Annotated in this window: 22 protein-coding genes; 6 read left to right on the top strand and 16 right to left on the bottom strand. The window is 30.6% G+C overall.

Annotated features, from left to right (window positions below):
- Positions 1 to 2: 2 nt before the first annotated feature.
- The 5 genes from CBD51_007195 to CBD51_007175 are packed head-to-tail and all read right to left on the bottom strand — an operon-like array spanning position 3 to position 5,088.
- Positions 3 to 1,451 carry a UDP-N-acetylmuramoyl-L-alanyl-D-glutamate--2,6-diaminopimelate ligase gene (locus CBD51_007195; protein RPG57639.1) on the bottom strand — a complete coding sequence of 483 codons (1,449 nt, stop codon included), beginning with the start codon at positions 1,449 to 1,451 and terminating at the stop codon, positions 3 to 5.
- Positions 1,452 to 1,456: 5 nt separating this feature from the next.
- The gene (locus CBD51_007190) at positions 1,457 to 3,421 is read right to left on the bottom strand and encodes a hypothetical protein (GenBank protein ID RPG57614.1); all 1,965 of its coding nucleotides are present in this window, start codon (positions 3,419 to 3,421) and stop codon (positions 1,457 to 1,459) included.
- Positions 3,411 to 3,719, bottom strand: coding sequence for a hypothetical protein (locus CBD51_007185; GenBank protein ID RPG57613.1), 309 nt, complete (start codon positions 3,717 to 3,719; stop codon positions 3,411 to 3,413). Before CBD51_007185 ends, CBD51_007190 begins: the two co-directional genes overlap by 11 nt.
- Positions 3,720 to 3,725: 6 nt before the next feature.
- Positions 3,726 to 4,628, bottom strand: coding sequence for a 16S rRNA (cytosine(1402)-N(4))-methyltransferase RsmH (rsmH, locus tag CBD51_007180; protein ID RPG57612.1), 903 nt, complete (start codon positions 4,626 to 4,628; stop codon positions 3,726 to 3,728).
- Positions 4,621 to 5,088 carry a division/cell wall cluster transcriptional repressor MraZ gene (locus tag CBD51_007175; protein ID RPG57611.1) on the bottom strand — a complete coding sequence of 156 codons (468 nt, stop codon included), beginning with the start codon at positions 5,086 to 5,088 and terminating at the stop codon, positions 4,621 to 4,623. The genes rsmH and CBD51_007175 overlap by 8 nt, the downstream gene beginning before the upstream one ends.
- Before the next feature lie 205 nt (positions 5,089 to 5,293).
- Between CBD51_007175 and CBD51_007170 the strand changes: the two genes are divergently transcribed.
- Both CBD51_007170 and CBD51_007165 read left to right on the top strand, forming a co-directional pair.
- A complete protein-coding gene (locus CBD51_007170; protein RPG57610.1) occupies positions 5,294 to 6,049 on the top strand; it encodes an alpha/beta hydrolase in 756 nt (251 codons plus the stop codon).
- The gene (locus tag CBD51_007165) at positions 6,036 to 6,668 is read left to right on the top strand and encodes a YihA family ribosome biogenesis GTP-binding protein (GenBank protein RPG57609.1); all 633 of its coding nucleotides are present in this window, start codon (positions 6,036 to 6,038) and stop codon (positions 6,666 to 6,668) included. Before CBD51_007170 ends, CBD51_007165 begins: the two co-directional genes overlap by 14 nt.
- On the opposite strand, the gene gldC is transcribed toward CBD51_007165, so the two are convergent.
- Positions 6,661 to 6,990, bottom strand: a complete 330-nt coding sequence (gene gldC / locus CBD51_007160) for a gliding motility protein GldC (GenBank protein ID RPG57608.1) — start codon at positions 6,988 to 6,990, stop codon at positions 6,661 to 6,663. The two genes, CBD51_007165 and gldC, sit on opposite strands and share 8 nt — an antisense overlap.
- 6 nt (positions 6,991 to 6,996) lie before the next feature.
- Positions 6,997 to 7,965: a hypothetical protein gene (locus CBD51_007155; GenBank protein ID RPG57607.1), complete on the bottom strand. Its 969-nt coding sequence runs from the start codon at positions 7,963 to 7,965 to the stop codon at positions 6,997 to 6,999.
- A 33-nt stretch (positions 7,966 to 7,998) separates the two neighbouring features.
- Here CBD51_007155 and CBD51_007150 point away from each other — a divergent pair, with 33 nt between their 5' ends.
- Entirely contained in the window at positions 7,999 to 8,625 is a 627-nt protein-coding gene (locus CBD51_007150; protein ID RPG57606.1) for a hypothetical protein, read from the top strand.
- A gap of 5 nt (positions 8,626 to 8,630) precedes the next feature.
- On the top strand, positions 8,631 to 9,401 hold the full coding sequence (gene nadE / locus CBD51_007145; GenBank protein ID RPG57605.1) for an NAD(+) synthase: 771 nt from the start codon (positions 8,631 to 8,633) through the stop codon (positions 9,399 to 9,401).
- Here nadE and CBD51_007140 read toward each other — a convergent pair.
- Genes CBD51_007140 through CBD51_007115 form a run of 6 tightly spaced genes read right to left on the bottom strand, consistent with a single transcriptional unit; the run spans position 9,398 to position 13,244 of the window.
- Entirely contained in the window at positions 9,398 to 9,766 is a 369-nt protein-coding gene (locus CBD51_007140; GenBank protein ID RPG57604.1) for a ferredoxin, read from the bottom strand. The genes nadE and CBD51_007140 overlap by 4 nt on opposite strands.
- A gap of 3 nt (positions 9,767 to 9,769) precedes the next feature.
- Positions 9,770 to 10,783 carry an NAD(P)/FAD-dependent oxidoreductase gene (locus CBD51_007135; GenBank protein ID RPG57603.1) on the bottom strand — a complete coding sequence of 338 codons (1,014 nt, stop codon included), beginning with the start codon at positions 10,781 to 10,783 and terminating at the stop codon, positions 9,770 to 9,772.
- 4 nt (positions 10,784 to 10,787) lie between these two features.
- Complete coding sequence (locus CBD51_007130; GenBank protein RPG57602.1) at positions 10,788 to 11,024, bottom strand: NifU family protein; 237 nt, start codon at positions 11,022 to 11,024, stop codon at positions 10,788 to 10,790.
- Between the two features lie 13 nt (positions 11,025 to 11,037).
- Entirely contained in the window at positions 11,038 to 12,123 is a 1,086-nt protein-coding gene (locus tag CBD51_007125; GenBank protein RPG57601.1) for an ATP-binding protein, read from the bottom strand.
- Between the two features lie 39 nt (positions 12,124 to 12,162).
- Positions 12,163 to 12,831 carry a tRNA (guanosine(46)-N7)-methyltransferase TrmB gene (gene trmB, locus CBD51_007120; protein ID RPG57600.1) on the bottom strand — a complete coding sequence of 223 codons (669 nt, stop codon included), beginning with the start codon at positions 12,829 to 12,831 and terminating at the stop codon, positions 12,163 to 12,165.
- On the bottom strand, positions 12,810 to 13,244 hold the full coding sequence (locus CBD51_007115) for an arsenate reductase ArsC (protein ID RPG57599.1): 435 nt from the start codon (positions 13,242 to 13,244) through the stop codon (positions 12,810 to 12,812). Before CBD51_007115 ends, trmB begins: the two co-directional genes overlap by 22 nt.
- A gap of 36 nt (positions 13,245 to 13,280) precedes the next feature.
- Between CBD51_007115 and CBD51_007110 the strand changes: the two genes are divergently transcribed.
- Entirely contained in the window at positions 13,281 to 14,264 is a 984-nt protein-coding gene (locus CBD51_007110; GenBank protein RPG57598.1) for an acyl transferase, read from the top strand.
- Here CBD51_007110 and CBD51_007105 read toward each other — a convergent pair.
- From CBD51_007105 to CBD51_007095, 3 genes are read right to left on the bottom strand one after another with little or no spacing between them, the layout of a single operon-like run.
- Positions 14,253 to 15,563, bottom strand: coding sequence for a hypothetical protein (locus tag CBD51_007105; GenBank protein RPG57597.1), 1,311 nt, complete (start codon positions 15,561 to 15,563; stop codon positions 14,253 to 14,255). The two genes, CBD51_007110 and CBD51_007105, sit on opposite strands and share 12 nt — an antisense overlap.
- 6 nt (positions 15,564 to 15,569) lie before the next feature.
- Positions 15,570 to 15,998, bottom strand: a complete 429-nt coding sequence (locus CBD51_007100) for a DUF4399 domain-containing protein (GenBank protein RPG57596.1) — start codon at positions 15,996 to 15,998, stop codon at positions 15,570 to 15,572.
- Between the two features lie 60 nt (positions 15,999 to 16,058).
- The gene (locus tag CBD51_007095) at positions 16,059 to 16,982 is read right to left on the bottom strand and encodes a sensor histidine kinase (GenBank protein ID RPG57595.1); all 924 of its coding nucleotides are present in this window, start codon (positions 16,980 to 16,982) and stop codon (positions 16,059 to 16,061) included.
- 215 nt (positions 16,983 to 17,197) lie between these two features.
- Between CBD51_007095 and CBD51_007090 the strand changes: the two genes are divergently transcribed.
- A partial coding sequence (locus CBD51_007090; GenBank protein RPG57594.1) for a hypothetical protein occupies positions 17,198 to 19,961 on the top strand: 2,764 nt, incomplete at its 3' end.

Here is a 19,961-nt window from a genome sequence, read left to right as displayed (position 1 = left end):
AGTTATTTTTTTAAAAATTTTTTAAGAACTAGATAATCATCAAAAGGAAGCTTTTGGCCATTTATATCTTGGTACTTTTCATGACCTTTACCCGCAACTAAAATGATTGATCCTTTAACAGATGATTTGACAGCAAACTTAATTGCCTCCTCTCTATCAATAATAGTTTTTACTTTATTTTGATTATCATCTTTAATACCATCAAGCATATCTGCAATAATACTTTTAGGTTTCTCAAATCTTGGATTATCAGAGGTTAAAATAATAAGCTTACTATGTTCTGATGCAATTTTGGCCATTTCAGGTCGTTTCCCTCTATCACGATTACCACCACAACCTATTACAATAATTAAATTTTGTTTCGTATTACCGAAATTAGATATTGAAGATATAACTTGACTTAAAGCTTCAGGAGTATGCGCATAATCTATTATACCAAAAATGCCATATTCCGAATTAATTGTATTAAATCGTCCCGGCACAGGTAAAAGAGTACTTAAGAGACGTAATACTTGAGATTTATTTTCTCCTAATTCCATTGCAACAGAGAAAACGGCTAATAAATTATATGCATTAAAATCTCCTGCTAAGGATGTGCAAATTTCATTGCCATCGATACTTATTACTAGACCTGTGCTGTCAGAATCCAATAAAGTAGCATTATAGTGTGATTTTTTATGTAAGCTATAAAATACTTTCTTTGATTTTGATTCCAGAACCATGGATGAACCATAATTATCATCCATGTTAATTACAGAAGTTGCTAGGTTTGATAAATCATCAAAAAATTTCTTTTTTGTATTTAAATAATTATTAAAAGTATTATGATAATCCAAATGATCCCTACTAAGGTTAGTAAATACACCTATTTCGAAATTTAAACCTGTGGTTCTCTTTTGAGATATCCCATGAGAACTAACCTCCATAAAACAATACTCACAGCCTGCCTGAACCATTTTACTTAATAATTCATTTAGAACAATGGCATTTGGTGTAGTATGGGTACTTGGTAAAATGAGAGAATCTATTTGATATTCTATTGTAGATATTAAACCCACTTTATAGTTCAATTGACGAAATAATGATGCTAAATAATAAGTAGTTGATGTTTTTCCATTTGTACCAGTAATACCAATTAATTTAATTTTACTCGATGGATTATTAAAGAAATGAGAAGCAATTGAAGATAATGCACTGGCACTATCTTCAACTAAAACATAAGTGACTTTATCTGAAAGATTATTGGGAAGTCGCTCACAAATAACAGAATTTGCGCCTGAAAAAATTGCATCTCTAATAAAATTATGTCCATCATTATTTGATCCTCTTAAAGCAATAAATAAACTAGATGGAACTACATTAGTTGAAGTTAAACAAAGTTGAGATACTGACATTTCTGTACTTCCAACAATATCAACATATTGTAAATTACATAGTAAATCTTTTAGCATTTTTTTCATATAAATAGTGTTATTGCTAAATCATGTTTTATTTCTGTGTTAGCTTTGGGATATTGTTTATTAACTATCCCGTATTTACCTCTAACAATTACCTTATGGCCTTGTTTTTCCAATAATTTAATTGCATCTGTTAAATGCATTCCTACTACAGAAGGATAAAACCCTTCATTTATAATTTGATCTGAATTATTATTATGATAATCTTCAATTAACTCCTGTATAGAAACATCATGTTCTGTTAAAAACAAAGAATCGTTTGCATTCCAACTCAACCCTTCTTGTAAGTATATTTCCTGAGCTATTTCTTTGAACGCAGGAACTGCAATCTGCGAACCATAATAACCTTTTTTAACATTGGGATTATCTACAACAACAATACATGAATAAATAGGATTATTAGAGGGGAAAAACCCCACAAATGAGGCTTGATATTCTTTTTCTTTGCTTTTTGTATAATTTTTAACCGTTGTCCCAGTTTTACCTGACACCTCAAATGATAAAGTTTTTAATTTTTGACCGGTTCCGTTAATAACAACCTCGCGAAGTAAACTATGTGCTTTTTTAATAGTTGATTCGGAACAAATTTGATAAGATATATTGTCTCTTATAATTGGATATGATTTACTTCCCTGTCGTAATGCATATCCTAAATGTGGATAAACCATCTGACCATGATTAGCAACTGTATTATAAAACGTTAACAAGTCCAGTGCTGTAATACTAATCCCATAGCCATATGACATCCATGGCAAAGAAATACCAGACCAGGATTTTGAGCTTGGAGATGTAATTATTGGAGAAGGTACTTTTTCAAGATCAATTTTTGATTTATTAGCTAAGCCAAAATTATATATTCTGTTTATAAATTTTTCAGGTGCATTATGATAATTTTTGGTGATTAATCTACCTATACCAATATTTGATGATTTTGAAAAAGCCTCTTTCAAAGAAACAACCCCTAACTCTTCACTATCAATTGTCGATATTGGTGCTCCTTGAAACTTATACTTTCCTTTTTTACAGTCTATGGTGTCTTCTATAGATCCGTTAAAGTCCTCTAAATAAGCCATAATAGATGCTAATTTAAATGTTGAACCAGGCTCAAGTTGATAAGCTACACCATAATTATATGTTTCAGCATACTTGTTATCATTTGTTTTTTTTAAGTTAGATAAAGCTTTAATTTTTCCACTATTCACCTCCATTAAAATAGCTGTACCAAAGTCAGCTTCAAATTCTTCTAACTGACGCAGTAATGCTCTCTCCAATATATCTTGATAAGAAAGTTCAATTGTGGTAATTAAATCTTTTCCTACTGAGGAATTTATATTAGCAGGACTATTAATATGACGATTCAACCCCGGCTCATAAAGCACAAGTTGCTTACCGTCTTGTCCCATTAGTTCTAAATTATAACTATACTCTAAACCATATATAGGATTATTATTGTCCTTGAAAAGATCTCCTATGGTACGAGATGCAAGATTTTTGTTAGGTTTTTTTCGATCTAAGTATTGTTTTACAATTAATCCACCATTAAGAGGCTTTTTATAGAAACTTGTTTTTTTAAGTTCCTCGATCTGATGTAAAGAAGCATCTCTTTTTAATAAAAAATATTTTTGTTTTTTTGCTTTTATTAAATCATCGAAGTACTGTTTTTTTGATTTATTCTTAAAAATAAGGGATAAATTTTCAGCAAGTTTATTGAGTTCCGATTCGTTTGCACTTAAATATGTGCCATCAAACCTAAGCTCGTATCTGTTTGATGTAATAGCGAGTAGTTGATAGTCATGTGTATAAATATTCCCCCTCTCTGCCTTAATGGTGATCATTTTTAAATGTTCAACCATCTCATAATTTTTGTCGTTAATAATTGTTAGTAAATTAATTACAACTGCAAAGCTCAACAGAAGAATACAAGTTGCTAATATGGCTAATCTTAATGGATGCTTAATTTTCATGATTTAGTTGAATTATTATAATTGGTTCTTCTGCAGAGTAAAAACCAAAAGAATTAGCCCTCTCGATTAGGTTAGATCTCTTAGATAAATTCATTAAAGTTGTTTTATTTGTAACATATTCTGATTTTAAAATTTTTAGATTTTCTGTTAAAGAACTTAACCTTAAATCTTTGTTAATAGAAACATTTGCTAACCAAACACTTATAAAGGAATAAATAGCAAATAAAATTACAAAGGCTCTAATATTGAATAGACCTGTATTTTTGAGGAACTGAAATTTTCTTAATTTTTGGAGCATATTAAATTATATTTTTTCACATATTCTAAGTTTAGCACTTCTAGACTTTTTGTTTTTTCTTAATTCGGAATTAGTCGGAACTATTGGTTTTTTAGTTATTAATGAAAAAATCTGTTTAGAGCGTCCGAAAAAATCTTTTTCTTGAGTATTTAAAAAATGACCAAATTTCATAAACCTCTTTACTAAAACATCCTCCAATGAGTGATATGCTATTACAACTAAACGTCCTGATGGTTTTAAAACATCCTTAGATTGCTCCAATAATTCCTTAAGTGCATTTAACTCATCATTAACCTCAATTCTAATTGCTTGAAACAACCTAGCGAAAAATTTATTCTCGTTTTGTTTATTAATTATTGTTTTAAAAATATTTTTCAAATCAAAAGTTGTAGTAATTTCTTTTAACTTACGTGCGTTTATAATTGCACTAGAAATAGGTCTTGGATTATTAAAGTCTGCATGTTCCTTTAATACTCGGTCTAAATTGGGTTGATTATATTTGTTTAAAATAAATCTCCCATCTTTTTTTAAATTCTTATCCATTCGCATGTCGATTATTGAATCATATTTCAATGAAAAACCTCTTCCATTATCTGAAAAATGATGAGCAGATACGCCTAAATCTGCTATAATTCCATCTACGGAAGACAACCCTACTTGCTGTAACTTAACTTTCAAGTGTCGAAAATTTGAATTAATCATAGTAAACCTGTTATCTCCTTTTATATTATTAATTAGACTATCCATATCCTGATCAAAGGCTATTAAGTTTCCTGTAGTTAAGTTTTTTAATATCTCTTTAGAATGACCACCTCCACCAAATGTAACATCAACATATATGCCTTCTGGCTTAATTTTTAGTCCTTTGATTGATTCATTTAATAAAACTGACTCATGATATTTAGTCATCTTTAATATCTTTAGATCCCATCACATCTTCGGCAAGAGTAGCAAAATCAATATTCTCATTATTAATTATTTGTTCATACGAATTCTTGTTCCAGATTTCAATCATATTTCCAGAACTTGACAAGACTATATCCTTATTTATTTTCGAGAATGATTGCAAATCTTTTGGTAATAAAAGCCTACCTGTATTATCTAGTTCAACAACTTTCACTCCAGCAGTAAACATTCTAATAAAATCATTATTCTTTTTAACAAATCGATTTAATTTATTAATGTCTGTAACTACTTCATTCCATTCTTCTACTGTAAACAATTCCAAACATTTATGAAAAACACTTCTCTTTAATATAAAGGGTGAATCTACTGCAGTTAAAAGCTGTTTCTTGAAAGCTTTCGGCAACATAAATCTGCCTTTAGCATCTAACCTACATTCATAAACACCTATCAAATGTGCACTCATCTGTACCAATTTTTTTAAAAAACTAATACAAAACTAGGTATTTAGACCCACTTTATACCACTTTGTACCACTTATTTTTTTCACAAGAAATGAACAATGTATTAACATTTTAAACCAAAGGTTGTTAATAACTATCTAGAAATGGAAATTATATTAAATTTTAAAATATATATTTACCAGAATAAATAGGTCATAAATATAAAAGATGAAAGAGAAGTACAATTATATTGAAAAGGGCTCCGGACCAACTATTATATTGCTCCATGGATTGATGGGAGCAGTTAGTAATTTTGAAACGACTCTCAACAGTCTTCCAAATCATGGATTTAGGGTTATACTTCCTATGCTGCCACTTTACAGTATGCCATTATTAAAAACAAATGTTAAGCAGCTATCCAAGTTTATTAACAAATTTACTGAAGACCTAAACATCAAAAAATACTCTATCCTAGGAAACTCGCTGGGTGGTCATATTGGATTAATATTGGCACTTCAATTTCCTCAAAAAATTGATAATTTGATTTTATCAGGCAGCTCTGGACTTTATGAAAACACCCTTGGAGGCAAATTCCCTAAAAGAGGTAACTATGAATACATAAAACAAAAAACCGAAGAAGTTTTCTTTGACCCCTCAAAAGCTAGCAAGCAACTTGTAGATGAGGTTTTTGAAATTGTAAATAATAAAGAAAAAGTAATTCGAGTACTAATGATGGCTAAATCCGCAATTAGACATAACATGAAAGACGAACTTCCTAAAATCACACAAAAAACATGTATTATTTGGGGAGAAAATGACAAAGTCACACCTCCTGAAGTAGGAAAAGAATTTCATCAAGAAATTCAAAACTCTGATTTATTTTGGATAAAAAAGTGCGGTCACGCTCCAATGATTGAGCAACCAGAAATATTTAACCAGATTCTAGTCAATTGGCTAAATGATAAAAAAAATGTCAATAAATAATAATTTAACAATAAGTCATTTTCAATCAAGTAACACTGTTAATGATTGCCCAACTAAGATTCAACCTGAATATGCATTTATAGGGAGATCGAATGTAGGCAAATCATCTTTAATAAACTCCATTCTTAATCAAAAAGCTGCATACACATCCTCAAAACCTGGCAAAACTCAATTAATTAATCATTTCGAAGTCAATAATAAATGGTGTCTAGTAGATTTACCAGGGTATGGTTATGCAAAAATAAGCAAGCAAAAAAGAAAAGAAATAATTGAAAGAAATAATAATTATTTTCAAAATAGAGGTGTTCAATTAATTGCTGTATTTTTTTTAATTGATATTCGTATAGAACCTCAAAAAATTGATTTAGAAAAAATGGAATGGTTGGTTAATAATAATATTTACTTTATTAGGACATTTACAAAATGTGATAAACTAAGTGCCTACAAAATAAAAAAAAGCGCAGAGATATATAATAAATCTATGAAGCAAAATAACTGGGTTAGTATTCCTGAAACTATTGTAACTTCATCAAAAAATAAAATTGGGATAAATGAGGTTTTAACCAAAATTGAAAAACTCAACAATCAGTATTTTAATTTTCAATCAAATATTACTTAATAACATTTATAGCTTTCCCAATTTTTTTTGCAAAATCTTTTATTTCAGCTGAAATCTTTTCATCACCAACAGATTTTTTATAATTATCAGCAAGAGAGTCAATAATTTGAAAAGTGAAAAACTTCATTTCCTCTGCCATCATCTCTTTAGTCCATAGATTTATTTTTAAAGAACTTTTTTGCTCACCATCCCAAATAGAAATCATAACTGCCTTTGCTTTTTTACTATCAAAATCGCTGTCTGAGGCAGACCAGTTTATATCTTCAGGAATGTTATTTTCATCTAAATTAACTTCAAAATTTATTGTTGCTTTTTTTTTCATGTCTTATTAAGGTTTATATCCTGATTTGTTTAAAATTTTCATGTAATCTGTTTCATTTAATAACTCGACTAATGATATATTATTATTCTTTACATATGATTTTAAAATCTGTAAACCCACCCAAACACCCACGCTTCCAGGTGAATTTTGATCAACACCCAGACCAAATTTTGAAAATGGAGATAAAAAAATAAATCTTTCAAGCAGCTCTGGTGAAACAGAGAATAAATAATCTTTTTCAATCAAATACTCCCAAATAACACTTTCATTTTTTAAGCACCAATTCATTTTTTCCTGTGGACACTTGAACAAAATATTATCTTGAATATCTGGTAGCATTTTTTGAGTAAAAAAATAAGCTTTTGCATAATATAGCATTGCAGAAATAAAATTTTCAGGCTGCTGATAAGGAATATGTCTTCCTGCTAGAGATAAAAAGCAAGTGGAAGGTATATATTCTGCATCATGAGAGTACTTAATATAATCAGGAATTGCATTGTAAAAAATATGGCTTCGACCTAAAAAAAGATCTAAGGATAAATATAACTTCTCATGAGAATAAACAACAGGATACCTATAGTCGAATGTTCCCTCTATGTAAGTGTATAAACTGAGATTATGATTAGGGAAATAAAATTTATAATTACAAAATCCATCATTTAACTTATCTAAATCTAATAAATCATTTGAAAAAATCCCTTGAACAGAATCAAAGATGTTTTGCAAAGTATCATTAAGAAAAACATCTTCCTTAAAATCTATCTCATTATCAAGAAAAAAACTAGGGTATTTGCTTTTTAATAAAGGCAGTTTAATGTTAAACGAGTCTGAATCTAAGCTAAAAAATTCTTGTTCAAATCTGTAAACATCCAAATCGCATTTTTCACTTTTAGAGTATAAATCCTTGCTAATAAGCAAAAAAGCTAAAATCAAAAAGCTTAGAGCTAAAAAAGTTAATAAAATCCTTTTTTTCATTTCGTTTAATTATTCATATAATGTATATTAGACATGAACTACAGATTTCCTAAAAATATGAAAAAGTTAAATTTTCTCTATTTGTTTTGCATCTTATTTTCATTTTCTTTTTCACAAGATTTTAGCAATAAACTAAAAAATGCTCGTATGGGACTTTATTTAGCTCCTGCAATCAATTTTATTCAAACTGATTCAAAAGATATAGAAACAAACAGTAAACCTGGGGTGGTTTATGGCTATGCTCTTGAAGTGGCTTTAAATGAATTTCATAGATTGGAATCTGGGTTTGGAATCACATATAAAGGAGGAGTCTTAAGTCAAAATCAAACAATTGACTACAAAGTGCAGTATTTAACTGTTCCAATTTTTATAAAGATGAGATCCCGAGAAATTGGCTACTTTAATTATTTTGCAAGAATTGGCCCATCAATAAATCTAAAAATAAAAGAAATGATAAGTCCAAATACTCTAAACAAAACTACAAATCCGGGACTAATCGATATATCTATATTTATTGGCATGGAATACTCACTAGGCGGCAAAACATCTGTAGAGGGAAGTATGTTTTTTAACAATAATATCACCAATGCACTAGGTGATAATAACGACCCCGATGCCTTATTTCATCAAATTGGATTAAGATTCGGCTTTTTATTCTAAAAAAAATGAACCTGGAAGAAACTAAAAATTTTATTGTCAAATGGATAAAAAGATACGCTCAAGATAATTCAATTGAAACATTAACTGTTGGTATATCTGGAGGAATTGACTCCGCACTCACATCTAAACTATGTGCATTAACTGAAATAAAAACTATTGTAGTATCGATGCCAATTCATCAGAAAGAATTAGAACTAAAAAATGCTAATCTTCATATAAACTTACTTACTAAAGAGCACAAAAATGTTCAAAAAGAATATATCGATCTGAGTTCTTTATTTGAAAATTACAAAACTACTATTCCAACTAAATTTCATTCTCACTTAAGTTTAGCAAATTCGAGGGCTAGAATTCGGATGACTGCGCTTTATCAAATTGCAGGATCTAAAAATGGCTTAGTGGTGGGAACTGGAAATAAAGTTGAAGACTTCGGAATAGGATTTTTTACAAAATATGGTGATGGGGGAGTTGACATTAGTCCAATTGCAGATCTTAGTAAATCCGAAGTACGAAAATTAGCAAAATACTGTCAAATTCACTCTGATATTATAAGTACCCCCCCTACTGACGGGCTGTGGCAGGACGGAAGGACTGATGAAGATCAGATTGGGGCAACATATGAAGAGTTAGAATGGGCTATGGACTACGACAATGGAGACCAACTAACAAAAAGACAAATTGAGGTTTTAAGTATTTTTAATAAATTTAGAATAAATAATAAACATAAAACCGAACCTATTCCTGTTTGTTATATACCCAAACATCTAAAAACCTAATCTCTTACAATTCTAATTACAATTCCGTCTAATGACTTATCCATAGGAATTTGACAAATAAGCCTACTTTTCTCGGAATTAATATTTTGTAACTGATCCAACATTGACTCCTCTTCCAAATCTTTGCTATTTAAGCAGTGTGAACTCTCAATATAACAATGACAAGAAGCACAAAGAGCCATGCCACCACAATGGCCCATAGCAAATTCCACTTCTCTAAAAACTTCCATTAAGTTTTGATTTTGATGAACTAAAGTTCTTAAAACATAACGAGTGTCATCAACGTCGATAATGTTGATCGTGATAATATCCAAGTTATTTGGATTTTCAATAACATTATCAATTAGCGTTTCTTTATTTTCCACTTTTTAAAAACCTTCAATTTTGCCTAGAACTGTAGTATATTTAAATGACTGTTTACCATCAGGGAATACATGTTTAAAGGCAGATTGAGCCATCAAAGCTCCCTCATGAAAACCACTTAGAATTAATTTTAGTTTTCCAGGATATGTATTTATATCGCCAATAGCATATACCCCTTCAATATTGGTGCTATAATCCAAAGTGTTTACATTAATAGCATTTTTATCTAGATTTAGGCCCCAATTTGCAATTGGACCTAACTTTGGAGTAAGTCCAAATAAAGGAATCCAGTAATCTGTTTCTAAACTTATGACTTCTTCATCTAAATTACTCTTAACATCTAAACTTTGTAAAGTGGGTGTGCCCTTTAATTCAATGACTTCAGAATTAGTAATCAAATTTATTTGACCTTTTTTAGTCATTTTATTTAACTTATCTACTGATTCTGGATGTCCTCTGAATGACTCCCTTCTATGAATTAAAGTAATTGATTGTGCGACTCCACTAGCTAAATATATTGCCCAATCTAAAGCTGAATCTCCTCCGCCTGAAATAATTACTTTTTTATTTTTATATTTTTGAGGATCTTTTACTATGTAGTCAACTCCTTTTGATTCAAAAAAATCTAAGTTCTCAACTTTTGGCTTACGTGGCTCAAAACAACCCAAACCAGCTGCAATAACAACTACTTTCGCTCTATGCTTAGTGCCTAAATTAGTAGTTACATAAAAATAACTATCTTCTTTCTTCACAATTTGCTCAACTCTCTCGCCAAGTGTAAAACCAGGCTTGAAGGGTTTAATTTGAGTCATAAGATTGTCAACTAATTCACCTGCAAGAATTTCTGGAAATCCGGGAATATCATATATTGGTTTTTTTGGATAAATTTCTGAGCATTGTCCCCCTGGTTGAGGCAAATAATCAATTAAATGACATCGCATTTTTAATAATCCTGCTTCAAATACTGCAAACAAACCGCAAGGACCAGCGCCAATAATAATTATATCTGTACTTATCATATATTTAGTCTATTGTTTCAACCGAAATAATTTCGGGAGCATATTTCTTGACAGATTCCTCTATACCAAGCTTTAGTGTCATTTGATTAACATCACAGGCTTTACAAGCTCCCTTAAAACTAATAAAAACAATGAAATCTGAAGAAATCTTAACCAATTCTAAGTCTCCCCCATCTGTAGCTAAATACGGACGTATTGCATTTAATCCCTGATTTACGCGAGTCAATAAATTTTCTTTCATATTACAAAAATAACTAATTACAACCTCTATTATGTGTTATTTCAACCTTTTTTGTAGTTGGTAAATCCTTATTCCGATTATTTGTACTCTCCACCACCTTATTTGACAAATTAGTAAATAGAGATGATAAACTACTATCTTGTAGAGCTGCTGGTCTACCAACATCTCCAGCTACTCTAATACTTTGATTTAAAGGGATTTCTGCTAATAAAGGAATACCCTTTGAAGCAGATAGTGTTTTCCCTCCATCTCGGCCAAATAAATAATATTTTTGTTCATCAACAATATGCCATGACATATTTTCAACTATTCCTAAAATAGGGACATTAATATTTTTTGAATTAAACATACTAATAGCCTTACTCGCATCGACTAAAGCTACAGGTTGAGGAGTAGTAACAATTAAAGCTCCTGTTATTGAAACTGTTTGCACAAGGCTTAAATGAATATCACTAGTTCCAGGTGGGAGGTCAATCAATAAATAATCTAACTCTCCCCAATATGTTTCATTAATAATAGTTTTTAATGCCTTAGTAGCCATTGGCCCTCTCCATACAATTGCTTCATCCGGATTAGAAAAAAAACCGATAGACATAATCTTTACGCCATAACTCTCAATTGGCAACATTAAAGTAGCATCCTTAATTTTTTGTTGTTTTGGTCGTGAATCTTGTGCGTCAAACATTAGTGGAATTGAGGGGCCATATATATCTGCATCAATTAAACCAACTTTCAATCCCTTTTTTTGTAAAGCAATAGCTAAATTTGAAGATATTGTTGATTTACCAACGCCCCCTTTACCAGATGCAATAGCAATAATATTTTTAATACTAGAGACACTATTATTCTCATTAGATTTTTCAAATATAAAATTAATGCTGATTTGTGCTTTTGGATATACTTTTGAGATTATTCTTTGAATCTCTAATCTTATTTTTTCTTTAAATTGTAAGGTAGGATTCGTAACTAATATATCTAGTTCAATATTTACTCCATTTACATCTATTTTTTTTATAGATTCGTTTAAAATAAATCCTGATAAATCATTGGATGAAATATCGTTTAAAATAGAAATAACATTTTGCTTATCAATAGTCATTTAAAAATTATTTTGATGTAAAAATAAAACAAATTTTTTCTAAAGAAAAGAAAATTTAAGATAGCTGATTTCTTGTTTTTTTTCTAAAAATATTTTCTCATAATAAGTCTTGATATTTAAACTTTTATCTACTTCATTTAAAGCATATATATCATGGGAGCTTTGTAAAATTTTAAAAGGACCATTTTCTAATAGCCCTAACGTATATCCATGTAGAAATATACTGTCAGTTTTAAGATTAACACAACCGTTGTCAATTAAAATTGTTTTATATATCGCTAAAAACTTTAAAGAAGTTAATCTTTTCTTTCTTCTATTAAATTTTATTTGAGGATCTGGAAAAGTAATCCAGATTTCAAAAATTTCATCCTCAGCAAAAATAGACTCTAGATACTCAATCTGAGTTCTAATAAATAACACATTATTTAATTGTAAGTCGTCAACTATTTTAGCACCTGAATAGATTCTCGAACCTTTTATATCAATCCCAATATAATTATAGTTTGGAAACATTTTTGCTAAGGCTACTGTATACTCCCCCTTTCCACAACCTAGTTCTACAATAATAGGATTATTATTGTTAAACAAACTTAGCCAAGAACCTTTTAATTTAAACTTATCATTCAACAGGTCCTCTCTTTTTGGTTGAATTACATGTGACATATTTTCAAGCCTTGAAAATTTTTTCAATTTGTTTCTTGACATAATATATTGTAATTAAGTAATAAGTTGTTTACCATTGTTTTAATTTGATCTCTGACTTTTCTGTAAACAATAAGCTTTTGGTTTTTGGTACCTGTGGCGAGAACTGGGTCATAAAAACTATAGTGGAGAAGATTAACATGTTTAACAACAGGACAATAACCTTTTGCTTTATCACAAACAGTTACAACAATATCAAACGAACCTAAATCAAAGGTTTCTATTTTCTTTGAATACTGACTTGAAATATCAATACCTTCTTCTTTCATCACAAGAATTGCTATTTCATTTAGAGTATCAGGCATAACACCGGCACTTTGGACTATATGGTTTTTATCTTTAAGCATCTCTTTAGCAAAACCCTCCGCCATTTGGCTTCTACAAGAATTACCTGTGCATAAAAAGATAATTTTTTTCAAAACTTTAATTTTTATTTATATTGCTATTACAAAATTATGGATATAAATAATTATATAAAAAATATCTTTCAAATAAAAAGTTTAGATGAGTTTAATAATTATGCTCTACAACTATTTAGATATCAATACAATTTTAACGTCTTGTATCGTGAATATGTAAATCTTTTAGGCTGTGAAATTTCAAAAATAAAAAACTACCAATCTATTCCTTTTTTACCAATTGATTTTTTTCGAAATAATAAAGTAACTACACATCAAAAAAAGCATGAAGCCGTTTTTTTCAGTAGCGGAAGCACAAATAGTTTAAGATCAAAACACTATGTTTTTAACACAGATATATATGTAAAATCTTTAATATCGTCTTTCAACTTTTTTTTCAAAGATCCAAAACTATATACGATACTATGTATGGTGCCTAGTTTTAAAAAAAATCCAAATTCCTCATTAGCTTTTATGTGTAATCAAATGATTACAAAAAGCAAAAATAAAAAAAGTGGATTCTACCTAAATAAGAAAGAGAAATTAAAATCCGTAATTAAAAATTGCGAACAAAAAAAAGAAAAATATATTTTATTCGGACTAAGCTTTGAGCTACTTCATTTTGCAAAAGACAGTAATATTAATATTGAGTACGGATTAGTAATCGAAACAGGAGGCACTAAAAAAAACCAAACGCGTATAATAAAGGAAGACATGCATAAGCAATTAAAAAAATACTTTAAATCAGACACTATTAATTCTGAATATGGCATGGCTGAATTATTATCTCAATCATATTGTTTGGACAGCTCATTATTTTACTCTCCCCCATGGAAAAAAATATTAATTCGAGATAAAACAAACCCACTCAAAATAATTCCGGAAAATCAACGAGGATATATTAATATTATTGACCTTGCAAATATTTATAGCTGTGGATTTATTGCAACAAATGACCTTGGTTATTCACGTAATGGTGGATTTGATATAATTGGGAGAGGCCAAAACTCTACCCAAAGAGGTTGTAATTTAATGATTTAAATAATACTTTTTCTTAATAGAGCCATCATCATATATACTAATAATTAAGGAACTCTGCTTACCAAGCACCTCTCTACCAAAAATATCTACATTAATTACTAATTTTTGAACTTTCTGATTTTCTGAAACACTAAAAAACTCCTCACATTCATCACTAATACCCAGTGGCAAAATACACTCCTCAACAAATTCGTTAGAAAGGTCAAATTCAGCAACTTGTCCAAAATTATTATCACCATAAATTGTAGTGAATGGTGATACATTATTTAATGTTGATGATGTTTCATAAACAATGCCATCTCTCTCAACTAGAAATATAAAAGACTCGCCTATTGAGAATCCATCTTTTGTGAAAGTTGACAAATCATCCCCCCAAGCAGAAATTGCCAATGTAGAACCTTCATAAGAAGTAGACCCACCACACTTTATGTATCCTTCATTATCTACAAAAAAAACCCCGACAACATCACCTTCCATTAAATTAGAAATATCTGTAATGGCAATAGACATATTACTGGATGTAATCTGAAAATTAAAATCAAAGTAATTAGCTGCAAATTCACACCAATAACAGCCTGAGATATATATATTTAAATACTCACAGCTTCCATCATCATTATTGGCATTTGGATTAAAATTATCAGCTAATGGATCTGTACATCCAAAAATATCACCACTAGAATCATACACGTGAAATCCTAAATTAGTCCAATTATCAATATCTAGAACTATCCACTCAGAATCATCAGCGTTCGTACCAGCAGACATAGCCCAATTTCCTGCATTATGTTCAACAACAGAGCTTTTTCTTACTAAAGTATGATTTTCTGTTGCTTGTTCAACACCAGCAACATCCCAACCAATTCCCTCTTGCCAAGTATTTTCATTACCTATAATGTCAAGTGCATTGCTTGAATCAAACACATCGCCTGTAAGTCCATTTAACATTAATGCATAGGCATCATCTCCATTGCCACAACAATATTGAAAAGTATAATCTGCTTCATTTAGGATCGCCTGGTCCGCTTGACTGGAAGCAACAACATAAACATCACCTGGAGCTATCGAAGCGTCTTCTGGGAACTCATTAAGATAAAAATTATTACCATCAATACAGCCATTTGTGCAGCTTGTAAGAACGAACTGCGGGTATAAATTCACTGTTTCATTTGAGTAATTATATATTTCAATGTACTTATTATATGAAGACCCTTCTGAATACTCAGAAAAAAATATTTGACCATATGTAAATGAATAAGCGAAAGTTAAACTGAATACAAAGAGTTTTAATTGTTTCATATTTTTTTATTTAACATAAATACTAATTGTATTACTAAACTGCTCTCCATATGACATATGTAAACCATTTGCAAACTGCAATGTTAAAGTATGCTCACCTTTTTCAAGTGGAACACTAGCCACAGTATCTCCTTTACCGTAATGTAAATGTGTTTTATCCATCGGAATAATTTCTCCATACTGAACAAATTTACTGTTTAAAATAATGTGATGATGACCTGTACCCGCCTCTAATTTTCCAGCAGGTTTAATTTTCATTCCCCTAACACCCATTTCAACTATAACAGGGCTCTGTAATGTATCACCATTATTTAAATTTTTGAAAAACACCTTTGAGGAAGTATTTTCAACTTTGATATTATTTGAATCTTGATTTTTATTGGATTTACATCCTATAAAAATCATCAATAACATAAGTATATAGAGTCTTTTCATAAAGAATTTTATTTGTAACAAAATTATTAAAATCAAATGATTATAATATTAATTATTAATTTATTTTTTATTGCAACTGGAACAATCTATTGAAAATGAAAACTCAGTACCTTTATTAACTGTACTTTTAACATTAATGGTTTGATTATGCGCTTCTAATATATGTTTAACAATTGCTAAACCAAGGCCGGTACCACCCTGATCTCTAGATCTACTTTTATCTACTCTGTAAAATCTTTCAAATAAACGTTTAATATTTTTTTCTGCTATTCCTATTCCGTCATCCTTAACTGAGACTACACATGTCTCTTTAGTTTGATGACAACTTATTTTTGTGACCCCCCCTCGCTTTCCGTATTTGATTGAGTTGGAAATTAAATTGGATAAAACCTGGGACATTTTATCCTTATCTCCTTTTACATGAAAATTTGTGCTTTTTTTATCATGCAATAATTTTATTTTCTTTTTATTAGCTTTTATTTCAAACTGCTCAATAATTTCATCAATAAGAGGTTTTAATTTCCAATTACTAAATTCTAGAGAAAGCTCATCCGATTCTAATTGTCCAATTGATTCCAAGTCTCTAATAATATATATTAAGCGATCCACACTCTTACTTGTTCTCTTTAAGTATTTTTTATTTACAGAACTATCATATAAAGCACCGCTAATTAATGTCTCTACATAACCTTGAATATTGAAAATAGGAGTTTTTAATTCGTGAGAAACATTACCCAAAAACTCGCTTCTATATTTTTCTGAAGAATTTTCAGTCTTGATTTTTTTATCATCTATTTTTTTAACAGTAAATAGTTTCATCCAAAAAATCAATGATAAAGAAATTATTAATGAATTAAAACAAATTAATTTCCAAAATATCCCATATGTAATGTTTATACTATTTGTTAATAATAGTATAACAAAAAGAATCAGTGATGAGGATATTAATGTTAATAATAATAATTTTAAAAACTTCACAATCATAAATATTCAAAAGCAAATTAAAAAAAACTATTTAATAAAAAAACTGAAATCAGTTTGTTATCAGATAAATTTTTATAAATATAATATGTTTTAAGAGTATTTATACTAATTTTGGAAACTTGCTAATTAGCATATTGTTAATAAATTTTGTATCTTAGAGACTAGCACCATGGTATTATTCTAATACATCTCTAGATACATTAAACACTTAGAATATGAAAAATAATTACATTATTGCAATTTTATTTGCACTACTTGGTTCTATATTTATAACTAACGGTCAAAACCTTAATTGGTCACCTCCAGAACCTACAGGTACTGGTAATGCTTCAATTGCATTTCCTCAAGGGTCTATTTTATTCAACGGCTCTGAAATCAATGATCCACAAGCTACTTTAGGTGTTTTTTTTATAAATAATGCCGGTGAATATATATGTGGCGGATGCATGGATTTTAATAATGATGGAAATTGTGATAATCTAGCTGAAGGTTTTATTGAAGGTGGAAGTCCTAGCTATATTGATGGAGGAAATATTTCTATACCTGCTTGGGGATCCGACTCAGGTTCAGATAACGGGTTTGACGCAAACGAAACAATATTATTTTTCTTACAAATTGATGGAATTAATTATCCAAGTAGTGACATCACATTTACTATTGGCAGCTCAAATTTTGTAGCGAATTCAACACCTGTAATCTCATCTATCAATTTTCAATCTACTCAATTAGAACCATGTAGTTGCTCTAATCCTGAAACAGTTGCTTTTGATCAAGACGGACTTTGTATTATTCAAGCAACTAATTACTGTGCATCAGACCCTACCCAAGATAATTATTGTAATGTTACTGGCTACAACAATATAATCGTCAACAACAATTTAAATCCTTCAGAAGTATGTGAAGATTCAGTAGGATGCACATGTGAACAAGCTGATAATTATGACTCATCTGCTACTGAGGACAATGGAAGCTGTATTATAACTGGGGGGTGTAGTGACTCTTTAGCATCTAATTATTCAGGATCAGAATGCGACAACTCTAATTTTATTGATGAAGATTGCCAGTACCCTGGTTGCACATGTAGTATTGCTGCAAATTGGGATTCAGCAGCCACAATTGACGATGGTTCATGTGTTGTAGTTGGTGGATGTAACGACTCCTCCGCTTCTAATTATTCTGGAGACGAATGCTCTAATAGTTCATTTATAAGTGAACTATGTGAATATGCAAGTAATGATAGCTGTGAAGATGACGACACTGCATTTCCATTTCCTTGTGCAACTGCCATTGCAGCCTTTACATGTGACGGGGAGTTTAATGGAGTCTCTGTTTCAGATGCTTGTCCTGAAAGCTGTGACAATTGTGAAACGATATGTGAAGATGATGACACTGCATTTCCATTTCCTTGTGTAACTGCTATTTCAGCCTTTACATGTGACGGGGAGTATAATGGAATCTCTGTTTCAGATGCCTGTCCTGAAAGCTGTGGCAATTGTAATAACAATGATGACACAAGTTGTGAATTAGAAAATATCGACTGGAATTATATTATTACCGATGGTAATATGACTGTTCAAGTTGGAGGCACTGATGTAGTTACAATAAATGGCGAGAATCCACCTAATGGATCATTACTAGGTGCTTTCTTTACTAATGATAACAATCAATATGTATGTGCCGGCTACCAAAGCTGGACTGGAGAGCAATTAGCAATTGCTGTTTGGAAGTCAGAATCAGGAGAAGAGAATGGATTTGATGAGGGTGAAGAAATTACATGGTTATTACAAGTTGGCAATCAAACTTTTATAGCTGATAGTTATGCTATGACTAGTGGCGGTCCCTTCTCTGACTCATTTTCAAACAACGGATTTGGGCAATTGTTATCAGCAGAATATAATTGTGAAATTTCTGGCATTGCTGGATGTACTGATGAATCCGCTTATAATTATAATTCTGATGCAACATATGATAATGGCACATGTTACAATTTAAATTGGACAGTTACACCATCAGATTGTAATATGACAATTTTAATTAATGAGCCGGAAATTACTAATCTAAATATATCCCTTAACGGAGGCGAGATACCAACAGGAGCTACAATAGGAGTATTTTATGAAAACGAAAACGGACAGCTTGTATGTGGAGGTTCAGAGGAGTGGAGTGGAACTTCAACAGCAGTCCCTGCTTGGGGGGCGGAATCGGGACTTGATAATGGTTTTCAAGTCGGAGAAGAACTCACAAATTGGGCGCTTTTAATTGGCAACCAAACAATTCCTATGGACGACAATGGTGCGATTATGGGAACTCAATTTGGTCCAAATTCAGATACTTATAATTGTCAGGCTTTTGGCAACTTAATATCTGTTAATTTTATAGGTGAATATACTTTAACATATGGATGTACCGATGAAACTGCATGTAATTATGATGCGTTAGCAATGTTAGAAGATAACTCCTGCGAGTATGCTCAAACATGGTATTCTGACTCGGATGGGGACGGTTTAGGAAATCCTGCTATGAGTACAATATCTTGTAATGAAGTACCTGATTTTGTTACTAATAATGACGACCCTTGCCCCGACAACATTGATAACCCTAACAATGTATTAATGTGGTATTATGACACAGACAGTGATGGTTTAGGATCTAATATCTTTACTCAATTAGGATGCGATTTTCCTGGGGAAGGATTTGTAGATAATGCAGATGACCCATGTCCTGATAGCTCTTTGAATGATTCAAATGGTAATGGTATTTGTGATGAAGATGAAATAGAAGGATGTACTAATGAAACAGCTCTAAATTATAATCCTGATGCTAATATAGATGATTTCTCTTGTGTTGACGTAGTTCTAGGATGTACTGACGAAGCTGCTCTAAATTACAATTCTGATGCTAATTCAGATGATGGCTCTTGTATTGACGTAATTCCAGGATGTACTGACGATGGCTCTATAAATGACTCTGATGGAGATG

This window comes from Flavobacteriales bacterium TMED191 (genome assembly GCA_002171975.2).
GTDB lineage: Bacteria > Bacteroidota > Bacteroidia > Flavobacteriales > TMED113.
This window is presented reverse-complemented; position numbering and strand designations above follow the sequence as displayed.